The sequence below is a fragment of the Streptomyces sp. NBC_01454 genome, assembly GCF_036227565.1.
GTDB lineage: Bacteria > Actinomycetota > Actinomycetes > Streptomycetales > Streptomycetaceae > Streptomyces.
Genome location: NZ_CP109460.1, coordinates 709,835 through 722,101, shown reverse-complemented (window position 1 = coordinate 722,101; position 12,267 = coordinate 709,835). Strand labels below are relative to the sequence as shown.

Annotated in this window: 11 protein-coding genes; all 11 read left to right on the top strand. The window is 68.2% G+C overall.

What is annotated here, in order from left to right:
- Position 1 precedes the first annotated feature (1 nt).
- A complete protein-coding gene (locus OIU81_RS02870; protein ID WP_329330746.1) occupies positions 2–265 on the top strand; it encodes a hypothetical protein in 264 nt (87 codons plus the stop codon).
- A 79-nt stretch (positions 266–344) separates the two neighbouring features.
- Entirely contained in the window at positions 345–995 is a 651-nt protein-coding gene (locus OIU81_RS02865) for a hypothetical protein (protein WP_329143457.1), read from the top strand.
- 124 nt (positions 996–1,119) lie between these two features.
- Positions 1,120–1,362, top strand: coding sequence for a hypothetical protein (locus tag OIU81_RS02860; RefSeq protein ID WP_329330744.1), 243 nt, complete (start codon positions 1,120–1,122; stop codon positions 1,360–1,362).
- Positions 1,363–1,571: 209 nt separating this feature from the next.
- A complete protein-coding gene (locus OIU81_RS02855; RefSeq protein ID WP_329330743.1) occupies positions 1,572–1,943 on the top strand; it encodes a hypothetical protein in 372 nt (123 codons plus the stop codon).
- Positions 1,944–1,955: 12 nt separating this feature from the next.
- Positions 1,956–3,830: a hypothetical protein gene (locus tag OIU81_RS02850; RefSeq protein ID WP_329330741.1), complete on the top strand. Its 1,875-nt coding sequence runs from the start codon at positions 1,956–1,958 to the stop codon at positions 3,828–3,830.
- A 9-nt stretch (positions 3,831–3,839) separates the two neighbouring features.
- Positions 3,840–4,250, top strand: a complete 411-nt coding sequence (locus tag OIU81_RS02845; protein ID WP_329330739.1) for a hypothetical protein — start codon at positions 3,840–3,842, stop codon at positions 4,248–4,250.
- A complete protein-coding gene (locus tag OIU81_RS02840; protein WP_329330738.1) occupies positions 4,247–4,957 on the top strand; it encodes a hypothetical protein in 711 nt (236 codons plus the stop codon). The genes OIU81_RS02845 and OIU81_RS02840 overlap by 4 nt, the downstream gene beginning before the upstream one ends.
- 17 nt (positions 4,958–4,974) lie before the next feature.
- Positions 4,975–6,450 carry a hypothetical protein gene (locus OIU81_RS02835; RefSeq protein WP_329330736.1) on the top strand — a complete coding sequence of 492 codons (1,476 nt, stop codon included), beginning with the start codon at positions 4,975–4,977 and terminating at the stop codon, positions 6,448–6,450.
- 15 nt (positions 6,451–6,465) lie between these two features.
- Positions 6,466–7,638, top strand: a complete 1,173-nt coding sequence (locus OIU81_RS02830) for an LAGLIDADG family homing endonuclease (protein ID WP_329330734.1) — start codon at positions 6,466–6,468, stop codon at positions 7,636–7,638.
- Between the two features lie 17 nt (positions 7,639–7,655).
- Positions 7,656–10,370 (top strand): phage portal protein, encoded by a 2,715-nt coding sequence (locus OIU81_RS02825; RefSeq protein ID WP_329330732.1) that lies wholly within the window; start codon positions 7,656–7,658, stop codon positions 10,368–10,370.
- A 19-nt stretch (positions 10,371–10,389) separates the two neighbouring features.
- The gene (locus tag OIU81_RS02820) at positions 10,390–12,219 is read left to right on the top strand and encodes a hypothetical protein (RefSeq protein ID WP_329330731.1); all 1,830 of its coding nucleotides are present in this window, start codon (positions 10,390–10,392) and stop codon (positions 12,217–12,219) included.
- Positions 12,220–12,267: the final 48 nt, after the last annotated feature.

Below are 12,267 nucleotides of genomic sequence, written 5' to 3'. Positions count from 1 at the left end.
CATGAAGTGGTTCCAAGGGCGGAAGCCTCTGCCTCAGCGCGCAGACCCGCTTCGTATAGCGGAGTTGGAGTACGAGCTCTTCGGTATCGAGCCCCAGCCCGGCACGGTGGCGGACTTCGCCATCAGGCTCAGGCGTGCATTCGCCCCCGCCGGGTCGCTCCTTGTCGACGGTGGCGTTATCACGTTCCCGAGCGGTACCTCGGTCGGCCAGGTCGCCGAGTTCGCTGTGGCCTACGAAGAGGCTGGCGGACGCGTTTCCCGGTAGCTCTGGCCGGCGTTGTCGCGGTGCGTAGGCACAATGGGATCAGTTCACCCCGCAGTCCCACGCGCCGCGAGGAGCCGCCATGAACCACCCCGCCGACGAATACGCCTGGCCGACCTGCGCGGCGTGCAGCCGCAACCTGTGGGAGAACGAACTCGGACGGTGCGCCTGCCGGATGTGCCAACGGCGCGCGGACCAGAACCTCGAAGCACTCGCCGGGCCGGACGGGCTGTACGCAGGACTCGCCGCCGCACTCGCGCCTGGGGCCGGCAGGGGGGATGCGCGGGTATCGGGCGGCACACGAAGCGCGCCCCTGCCACTCCGTCTCGAACCGCTCAGCCTGTCCGCCCGCGGCGGAGTCGTCACCGTGCTGCAGACATGGCTCGTGGACTGGCACGACCAGCTGCAATGGGCTCATCCCCGCTGGCAGGGAGACCTGCAGCAGCAACTCGACCAGGTGGTGCGGGCCCTGCGCGCCAACCTGGAATGGGCAGCCACCGAGCATGCCGCGTTCGGTGATTTCGCGGCGGAGGTGGCAACACTCACCCGCTCGTGCCGCCGCCAGATCACAGGGGAGAAACCCGAGCGCCGCATATCCGTGGCTTGCCCCTGCGGCGACATCCTGCGCGTAACCATCTCCACCCCAGGCGCCCGATGCGGCGGCTGCGGCGCCCAGTACGCCCGAGCGGACGTCCTCGAGCTGCCCCTCGCTGTGCGGGGCATGGCCGCCTGATCGTCCCGCTTGCCGCAGCGATTGTTGAATGTCATACTGCCCGCAGACGGAACACCTGTGTCCGCCCCACTCTTAGAGCCCTCGACTTCCGGTCGGGGGCTTTCTGCATGCACAAGGGGATTCGATGCGCCTCACCTCGATCCAGGAAGAGGATTTGGTCTTCGTCCACGAGGCGGAAACCGCAACCGGGGTTCCCCGGGCGACGATCCGCCAGTGGGCGTCCCGCGGCAAGATCCGGCGCTTCCCCGGCGAGAACCGGCTGACCGGCCTCGGGCACGAGTACAAGACCATGTACGCCCTCCCCGAGATCGAGGCGCTGGCCCGCACCTACCGGGCCACACCGCAACGCGGCCTCCGCGCCGCATGAACTCCTCGCGGGTGGTCGAGCCCCCGGCGGCAGCTCCCGCCCGCGAGAGGAAACGCCTGCTGTGCGGGCAGGCAGGGGCCTTGTAGCGCACGGCGCTCGGCACCCAGGTCCGCCCGGCCACCCCGAAACGGCCGGGCGGACCCAAAGCACCCGCTGCCCGTCGACTTCACCCGCGGCCGGCAGCGGGCCCAGCAACCCGAGGAGACGCCGTGCCCGACCTTCCCCTGCAGTGGAACACCACCACCGCAGTCGGCTCGGAGTGGGGAGCGGACTTCACACTGCTGGACGACGACGGCACACCGATGGCGATCAACGGCAAGGGCTTCGAGTTCGTCATCCGGCCCACCGTCGTCGATACTGCATCCCCGCCGCTGATCAAGGTGACGGCGACGCCCACCGTCCAGGGCTACATCGCGATCGACACGGGCACGGCCACCGTGCAGGTTGTTCTCACCCCGACGGCCACTGCACTCCTCGGTAAGGGCAGCAGGCCGTTCGCCCTGTGGATGGATCCCGGGCAGCCGTCCGCGACCTGCCTCGTCGAGGGCCGTTTCAACAGCAGGCCGACCGCCAGCGTGTAGGAGGTGCCCGGCATGACCAGCGTCGTCGTCTCCTCCGCCGGCACTTCCGGCCCCCGCGGCAACAGCATCCTGACCGGCACCGGAACACCCAGCTCGACGACCGGCATCGACGGCGACTGGTACATCGACAACACCACGCCGACCGCCCTCATCATCTACGGGCCTAAGACCGGCGGCGCCTGGGGGAGCGGGCAGGCACTCAGCGGCGGGGGAGGCGGCGGCGCCGTCGTCTCCGTCAACACCAAGACGGGCGCCGTCACATTGGCCGCCTCAGATGTCGGCGCCCTGGCGCGCAGCAGCAACCTGTCCGACGTCAACTCGGTCAGTGCCGCGCGCACCAGCCTCGGCCTCGGCGGAGCCGCCGTACTGAACGTCGGCACCGGAACCGGCACGGTGGCGGCAGGGGACGACGGCCGGCTGGCAAACGCGCGCACCCCCACCACGCACGCCTCCACCCATGCCGCCAACGGCAGCGACCCCGTCACCCCGGCCGCCATCGGCGCGTACACCAGCGCGGCCGGCGTCACCCTCGAGGGCCGCGTCACCACCGTCGAGAACACCGGGCTGACCAAGAACGACAACCTGGCCAGCCTCGGGTCCGCCGCCACGGCGCGCACGAACCTCGGGCTCGGCGGCGCCGCAGTTCTGAGCGTCGGCACAGCGACGGGGACGGTCGCCGCCGGAGACGACTCCCGACTCAGCAACTCCCGGACGCCGACCGCCCACAAGAGCACCCACGCCACCGGCGGAAGCGACGCGCTCAGCCCCGCCGACATCGGAGCCGACGCCGCTGGCGCCGCCAGCACAGCCGTCGCCGCACTCTCCGCCCTGACTCAGACCGTCGTGAAAAGCGCCGACGAGCAGCGCATCTCCACCACCACGGTCGCCGACGACCTACACCTGTACGCCTCACTGGAGGCGAACTCCACCTACCGGTTCTCGTCGACGCTCCTCTTCGACGGACCCGAGACCGCCGACGCCAGCATCACCTACACCGTGCCGTCCGGCGCCACAGGCGGATGGGCGCCCAACGCAGGCACGCTCGGTACCACCACGCCGGACGGAAGCGCGCAGATCAAGGTCGCGGCACGGCAGTTCGGCAGCAACAGCGACATCGGCGTCATGGCGTCGTCCGCGACCCTCGCCGGAATCATGGCCCTGCCGCGCGGCATCATCACCACCAGCACGACCCCTGGCCTGCTCCGGCTCCGCTGGTCCCAGCAGACCACCAATGCCAGCCCGGTCACCCTGAAGGCCGGGTCGCTGCTCGAGGTCGTCAAGGTCTCCGGCAATGCCCCCGCCGCCTCCGGCATCAACCTCGACACCCCGCTTGCTCTGCCGTCCGATCAGGCGCTGCTCGCCTGGACCGGTGACCCCAACGACGCGGGCCACGTCACCGCCCAGAGCAGCGCAGGAGTCGCGGGCCGCATCACCCTCACAAAGATCCAGATCAGGAAGCAGATCACCTGGACGAACGTGTGGATCGGCTTGGCCGGCGTCGACACGGCTGCCACCCTCAGCAACAACTACATCGGCGTGTACGACAGCAACGGGAACCTGAAAGGCGCCACCGCGGACCTCTCCTCCCAGCTCGTCAACGGCTCCAACGCCAAGGGCATCTCCTTCGCGCTGACCTCACCGTTCACCGCACCGCCCGGCGAATACTTCATCGGCCTACTGCTGAATGGCACATGGAGCACCAACACCTTCACGCTGAAGGCGACCGGTGCGGGCGTCACCGTCAATTGCGGCCTCTCCGCCCCGCGCCTGCGCTACTCCAACATGCTCACCGGCCAGACCACGCTGCCATCCACTCTCGACCTCACCCAGCAGACCACCAGCATCATCAACACCGGCTGGGCGTCGCAGTGGTACGGCGTCTCATAGGGGGAGTCCATGGCCACACCCACACCCGTCGAGCCGATGTCCGCTGGTCCGGCCTGCGCGCTGTGCGGCGAGCCCGCCGTAGTGCAGTGGCGCCGGCGGCTCACCGACGCCGAATTCCAGCAGGTTCTCGACGCCGAGCAGGCCCGCCGCGACGAGGCCACCCTCCTCGCTGACCCCGAGCAGCCGCCCGTGTTCGGGCCGATGCCTCAGCCCAGCGACTACACCACCGCGGTGTACGCCTGTGCCTCCCACGGCATCACCCTCGACCTCGCCGCGCTCATCCACCGCAAGACCTGCACTGCCCCGCAGACGGCCGACCTGCCCGAATGCGACTGCACCCCCGAATCGCCCCCGCCACCAGACGAGGAACTCGTCCGTGCCGCAGCACCCCGACTGCCCGACGGCTGGCACACGGAATGACCGCGGACAGCCCGCACCGGGCACCGCCCGACCGGCAATGCACCGCCATCCGCCCCGGACGAGACGGCAAGCCGGCCACACGCTGCCAGGGATGGAAGAAGAAGGGCATTGACCTCTGCCCCGTCCACGCCGGCACAGCCCCCAACATCCGCAAGGACCTGCCCGAAGAACGGCAGTGCACCGCCACCAGTAACAAAGGCGGACGCTGTACCCAATGGGCCCTCAAAGGGCAGACGGTCTGCAAGTACCACGGCGGCAATGCCCCACAGGCGAAGCGGGCGGCCGAGCGACGGTTGGCGGAGGCGGCAGTGGAGAAAGCAGCACACCGAACCCTCGCCCGGATCGGCGCCAAGCCGGTAGACAACCCCCTCACCGCGCTCGCCGAGCTGGCCGGCGAGGTACTCGCGTTCAAAGAGATCCTCGCCGAGCGCGTCAACGAACTCGAAGAGATCCGCTACCAAGGCGCAGCCGGCGAACAAATCCGCGCCGAAATCGTCCTGTACGAGCGGGCCATGGACCGGGCCGGCACCCTCCTCGCCACCATCGCAAAACTCAACATTGATGAGCGGCTCGCCGCGATCTCCGAACGGCAGGCGGACGCGGTCATCGCCGCCATCGAAGCCGCCCTCTCCTTCGCAGGAGTCACTGGGCAGCAGGCTGCCGACGCCAAGCAGGTGGCGGCCCGCAAGCTCCGAGCCGTGCGGTAGACGGTCAGGGGTGAGCAATGGACATGCTCACTCGTGCGGCTGATCGCCTGGAGGAAGGCAACGAGCGGGACCGTCGAGCATCTGACTACTCGCGCGACCCCGCGCTCTGGGCGCGCGACAAGCTCAGCGAACACTTGTGGTCCAAGCAGATCGAAATCGCCGAGTCGGTACGCGACCACAGGCTCACTGCCGTCCAGTCCTGCCATGGAGTCGGCAAGTCCTGGACCGCCTCACGACTCACCGCCTGGTGGCTTGACACCCACCCGCCCGGCGAGGCCCGCGTCGTCACCACAGCTCCGACCGGCGACCAGGTCAAGGCGATTCTGTGGTCAGAAATCAACGCAGCCTTCTCGAAGGCCGAGGCTCGCGAAAACCCGTTCCTCGGCCGGATCAACGAGACCGAGTGGAAGCTCGGCAAGCGGCTCATCGCCTTCGGGCGTAAACCGTCCGACTACAACCCGCACGCCTTCCAAGGCATCCACGCGAAGTACGTCCTCGTCATCCTCGACGAGGCATGCGGCGTCAACAAGCAGTTCTGGACGGCGGCGAGCGCCATTGCTACCGGCGAGCACTGCCGGATCCTGGCGATCGGCAACCCGGATGACCCCGGGTCACAGTTTGCACGCGCCTGCGCCAACACCGACCGCTGGAACGTCATCCGGATCTCCGCATTCGACACCCCGAACTTCACGGGCGAACAGGTCCCCGACGAACTGCGGTCCATGCTCGTTAGCCACGACTACGTCGACGACATGCGATCGGAGTACGGCGAGCAATCACCCACTTTCACCTCGAAAGTGAAGGGCGAATTCCCCACCGACTCCGAAGACGGCGTCGTCCGACTGTCGACCCTCCGGGCCTGCGCTGCGCCCCGCGAGGCGCCGCACCCAGACGAACGCCTACTGCCAGTTGAACTCGGGATCGACATGGGCGCCGGCGGCGACGAGACCTCGATCCGCGAACGCCGCGGCATGCTAGTCGGCCGCGAGTGGAAGTTCCGGGAGAAGGACCCAGTCAAGGCTGCTGCCCGGATCGTGGAGGCCATCCGCGAGTCCGGGGCCACCACCGTCAAGGTCGACTCGATCGGCATCGGCTGGGGCATTGTTGGCAACCTCCGCGAGAAGCGCGAGCAGGGGCGGCACAGTGCCGAAATCCTGGGCGTCAACGTGTCCGAGGCGTCGACAGAGCCACACCGCTTCCCGCGTCTGCGATCGCAGATCTGGTGGGAGATCGGTCGCAAGCTTTCCGAAGATCGGGCCTGGGACCTCTCTCAGCTTGAAGAAGATGACCGTGAGCGGCTGATCTCCCAGCTCACCGCCCCTAAGTACAGCCTCGATTCGGCTGGCCGCATCGTCGTGGAACCGAAGGCCGAGACGATCAAGCGCCTGGGGCGGTCGCCGGACAACGCCGACGCGCTTCTCCTCGCGTTTTACGCAGCGCCCGGCGGATTCGATGCGGCTATGGGCTATCTCGCCGCGCTACAGGCCGGGTGACGGTATTCTTACGGCATGGCCCTTATGTTTGAAGATGCCAACTTGTATGCATCTCTCTCGGGAGAAGTTTCCCCTTATGAGGGAGAGGCGATCAGCATCCGAACGTTCGGCTATCCCATCCCGCTGCAAGTCACGCCGGATCAGGAAGTCCTGACTTCGGAAGGCTGGCAGCCCGCTGCAGAACTACGCCCAACCGACTGGCTCGCGTTCACGATCCCGCAAGGCGACACGCTCGACAGTGGGCTAAGCGCGCTCCTCCCGGCGCCTCCGCTATCAGCACCACGAACCGTGAGCAGGCTGAGCGGTGCTCGGCTCCCGGTGAGCCGATCCGCGCTCGCGCAACATCTCTCCGATGGGCTTTCCTACCAGCAGATCGCAGAGCTATACGGTCGAAAGCATCGTGCCAGCGCCTTCGACTGGGCACTGCACTACGGACTGACCCGAACTGCACACCACGTCCTGCAGGGGGACCCGACGAACGACCCTGACTTTTGGAGGATCGTTGGGTACTGGCTGGCGGAAGGCGACGTGACGACCAGCAGGAAAGGAGGCGACCCCAACGTCGTTCGCTGGACGTTCGGTCTTGATGAGGAGTCCTACGCGGAGGACGTCGCAGCAGTTCTTGGGCGATACGACATCAACGTCAACTGGCATGCCGTCAACGGCGCGAGCTCCTTGACGGTGCGCTGTTCCTCGCAGCAGCTCGCCAAATTCATGACCCAGATGGGGCACGGAGCGCACAACAAGCGACTGCCCAGCGAACTGGTGCTTCTCTGTGAGACATACGCCCGAGAACTCGTGCGCGGATACTGGGCCGGGGACGGAACCGTCACCCCAGTAGGGGGAACGATGAATGACGGTTGGGCGCGTATCGCATCCGTATCACTTCCGCTGCTGACCGCCGTGCACCAGATCCTGGCGCGCCTCGGCGTGGCCTCCTCGCTGATGTGGGGCGTGACCCCGACCCAGACCCGTTATGAGGTGCGCTTCCCTGTTTCGAGCGCCTCATGGCTGGGAGTCCCTGGCCGAAAGATCAGACAGAAGACCGTCGCGATCGAGGGCGCACGGCTGCTTACCAAGGTCAAGGCGCTGGAATCGACGCAAGCCCGCGGGCAGGCACTCATGCTGACATCCGCTTTGGGTGAAGTGATCCCGCACAACTTTGCGCTACGGACTATGCCGAAATGACGTGACCGGGAGGTGCCGTGGCCCGCTGGAACCCGCTCCGCGCCCTGCGTGACGCCTTCACCCAGCCCGACATCACCAAGGCCCTCACCGCCACCGCGGAGACGTACACACCCCAACAGGTGGCCACCCTCGTTACCGCGACCGCCCGGGCCGCGGGCGAAGCCACAACCTTTGTCCCGCTGCCGCGCACGGACCCCGCGGTCCCGTTCGGGCCAGGCACACCCCTCACCCCGGCGGCGATCGACCCGCTGCGCCCAGACGGCCGCCCCGAGCCCCGCTTCAACGAATACCCGGTCACGAGCAACCTGCCGGGCGTCGGCGACCGTCTCGTCCCGTGGAAGGTGCTCCGGGACGCCGCGGACGCCGGCGGGCTACCGCGGCGCTGCATCGAGATCCGTAAAGCGGAGGTCACCACCCTCGACTGGGCCATCACCATCACCAAGGAGGCCGTCGAGGAGGCGCAGGCCAAGTCGGACCGGCCGCGCGCCGAAGTCGAGCAGGAACTGCGCCAGTCCCTGAGCGCGGAGATGGTGCGCTGCACGCGCTTCTGGGAGAAGCCCGACCCAGGGCAGGACGAATGCTTCGCCGAGTGGCTCGGCAAACTCCTCGAAGAGCAGCTAGTCCTGGACGCGGTCGCCATCTACCCGCGGCGCACCTACGGCGGCGAGCTTTACGCCCTGGAGCTTCTCGACTCCTCCACCATCAAACCGCTGCGGGATCACCGCGGTGGCCGGCCGCTGCCACCGAACCCGGCGTTCCAGCAGATCCTGTGGGGTTTTCCCCGCGGCGAGTTCGTCGCGGACACGGACGCCGAGGGGAACGTCATCGGCGGCTACCGCTCCGACCAGCTGGTGTACAAGCGCCGCAACGTCCGCGCGCACACGCCCTACGGCTACTCGGCGGTCGAGCAGGCGCTTGAGGACGTCGACGTGTGGCTGCGACGCCGCAAGTGGATCCGCGACGAGTACACCGAGGGCACCGTCCCCGCCGGGTTCGTGAAGAGCAACGGCCAGACCGGCTGGTCGCCTGCCCAGACCGCCGAATACGAAACAGCGCTCAACGACGCCTACGCCGGATCCACGGCGGCCAGGCACAGGTTGAGGGTCCTGCCGCCAGGCTTCGACATCGACACGCCGCAGGACGTCGGGGAGAAGTACAAGCCCGAATACGATCTTTTTTTGATCAAGCAGATCGCGGCGCACTTCGACGTCACCATCGCCGAATTGGGCTTCACCGAAACAGGCGGCCTCGGGTCCACCGGCTGGCACGAGGGCCAAGCCGACGTCCAGCAGCGCAAGGCCACATTGCCGACGCTGCGATGGCTGCAGCAGCTCCTCACGTCCATCTCCCGAACCCACCTCGACATGCCGGCCGAGCTGGAGTTCCGGTTCCTCGGCCTGGAGGAAGAGGACGAGGCCGCCGCCGACGAGGTGGCACGCCAGCGCGTCATGTGGGGCCGCATGACCATCAACGAAGACCGGGACCGGATGGGCCAGCCCAGGTTCGACATACCCGAAGCCGACATGCCAATGGTCATGACGACCCGCGGCATCGTCTTCATGGAAGGCGCCTCAGAGCGAGCCACCCCCGGCACGATCGTCGCCGCCCCCAAAAGCAGCACCGGCGGCAGCCCGCAGGGCGGCGAGGACGCAGGTGACAAGCCCGATGACGGCGACGAGGCTGACAGCTCCGACGACCAGGACCACCAGGAGGCAGTGAAATCCGAGCTCGCCGCGTTCGGCCGTTGGGTCAGGCGGAACCCCAAGCCGGGCCGCCGCTTCGAGTTCACCACCGTCACCAAGGCGGATGCACCCGATCTCGCCGACGACCCGCGCGTGCTCCTGGCGGGGGCTGATGCCGGCCCAAAAGTCCCGGACGCGGCCAGCGTCCGTGACTGGCCCGGCTGGCAGGTCGACCTCAAAGCCGTAGCCCACTGGAAGCCCCGCATCCGCAAGGCCATGCGGGACGCGGTCGACACCCGGCGTATCGCCGAACAGTGGATCGCCGCGCGGGCCATCACCGTCAAGGCCGACGAGGCGGACCTCTCCGGAGTGCAGCGGGCCGGCGGCGACGAGGCCTCGATCCGACCGGGCGACGATGCGGCATCGTGGCTGGCCGATCACGGAGTTGACCTCACCGTGGCGCTCGGCATCATCCGCCAGCTGCACGCCGAGGGCTACGTCATCGGCGAACGCTCCGCCAGCGCTGTCCTTGCCGGGCACTCCACGGTGGACTGGACGGCGTGGAAGCCTGGCGATCCAGACGCCGCGAAGCTCGTCCTGCACTCGGACGGCAGCAACGGCCTGACGGCGCTCCTGGAGCAGGACGGGGTGACGATCCAGTCCATCGCGGCCAACCGCATGGACAAGCTCGCCGAAGCCCTATCCGGGGCCCTGGAGCGCGGCGACTCCACCGACACGCTGGCCCGGGATCTCCGAGACATCCTCGACGACCCCGCCTGGGCCGATCGCGTAGCCGTCACCGAAATCTCCCGGGCCATCTCTGCGGCATCCCTGGCCACCTACCAGGCCAACGGTATCGGGGCGAAAAGCTGGCTGTCGGCTGTTGACGAGCGCGTCTGTGCGGTCTGCCTTCGCAACGAAGGGGTTGGCGCCATCTCGTTGACCGCGGCGTTCCCAAGCGGCGCCCAGTCTCCACCAGGGCACCCCTCGTGCCGCTGCGCCATTTACCCCGAGACCGGCTCGACCGGGCTCGCCACCTACACCGCCTGACACGCGGAAGGAGTCACCGATGCCACAGCCGGACGTCGCCTACGCGTGGGCGCCGATCACCAAGATGCAGGAAGAGGACGACGGCACACTCCTCGTATACGGGCCCGCCGCTTCCTCTGACCTCGACCGGGACCAGCAGCGTCTCAACTCGGCGTGGCTGGACCAGGCCATGCCCCGTTGGTTCTCGGAGGGGGCGAACGTAAGAGAGCAGCACGACGGCCGGAAGGCGGTCGGGGTCGGTGTCGGCCTGACGAAGGGCGACGACGAGGGCGGCACGCACATGCTCGCCGCCCGCATCGTCGACCCCGTCGCTGTGGCGAAGTGCCGCCACGGCGTACTGAAGGGATTCTCCGTCGGCATCAAGAGCCCGAGAGTCACCATGGGCAAGACGGACGCGCCCGGCGGGGAGATCGTGGGCGGGGACATCATCGAGGTGTCGGTGGTGGACCGGCCATGCAACCCGACGACGCTGTTCGAGATCGCTAAGGCGGACGGCGCGGGCGGGCATCTGGAGGCCGTGGACGGCGCCGAGGTCACAGAGAAGAGCGAGGCCGAAGCGTTCGGCCTGCCGCAAGAGCTGTACGACCGACTGGCCGCCCCCGTGAAGGACGCGCTCGCCGAACTCGCCGCCGGCGGCGCCACAGTGAGTGCCGAGACGGTGAAGAGCGACGATGCGGCACCTCAGCTGGTCGTGAACGTAGCCGTCACGGCGACAGAGTCCGCCAAGGCGGACACCTCCGCGTCCGGACGCCGGGAGGCCGCCGCCGACGGGGCCGCACTTCCTGACGGCTCGTATCCGATCAAGACCAAGGCGGACCTGCGGAAGGCCATCAAGGCCGTTGGGCGGGGCGGCTCCGACCACGACAAGATCCGCGCGCATGTGATCAAGCGGGCCAAGGCCCTCGGACTGGAGGCCATGGTGCCCAGCAACTGGAACAGCAACGGATCCCTCAAGGCCTCCGCCAAGGCGGACGACGAGGTCGTAGCGAAGGCGGAGCAGCTGCTCCGCGACGTGCGCGCCCTCGCCCCATCCTTGTCGAAGGCTGACGGCGAAGAGGCGGAGGCCGGCGGAGCATCCGGCGCAGACGGCGAAGAGGCCGAGGACATCTCTGGCGCCGACGAGGCAATCGCCTGCATCGCCCGACTCATCATCGCCGAGGCCGAGTCCCTCGCCCAGGGCAACCTCAACGAGGCATGCGACATCGACCTGCTGCTCTCCGCCGTCCGCTCGCTGACCTGGTTCAAGCAGAACGAGCAGTACGAAGAGGCCGCTGCCTCCAAGTCCGACGACGCCGATGGGGCGGGCTCACCGGAGGCGCCGGGGCCGGAAGCTGTCGCCGGGTCGCTCCTCACCGCCGAGCAGGTGGCCGCAGTGCACGCGGCGGGCCTGCCGCCTGGTACCCCCATCACGAAGGAGGTCGTCGCCGAGGCGATGGCCGCACAGACTTCGGCATCGGGTTCTCCGACTGCCGAGAGCACTACCAAGGAGGGCGAGCGCGCCGACGGCGAGCAGCCCACCGAAGCAGTGACGAAGGCCGACCTGGCCGAACTCGTCAAGGCTGCAGTTGCACAGGCCGCCGAAGCCTCAGAGGAGCGCAACAAGGCGCTCGAGGTGGAGCTGGCGAAGGCGCAGCAGGCTATCGAGGAGTTTCGGGCGATGCCCACAGCGGGCGGACCCGCGCTCACTCGCACCGCAGCACAGCAGGCACAGGCGAAGGGATCCGACGCAGACCGCATGCGCCAGGAAGCTAAGACCCTGATGGCCAAGGCCGACCAGGTCGCCGACCGGGATCTCCGGGACGGCTACCGCGACCGCGCCAAGGCGCTCCTCGCCAAGGCCGACGCCTAATCCGCCTGCACCCTTCCACCAGACTCCCGGCCCCGGCGACGGGGCCTT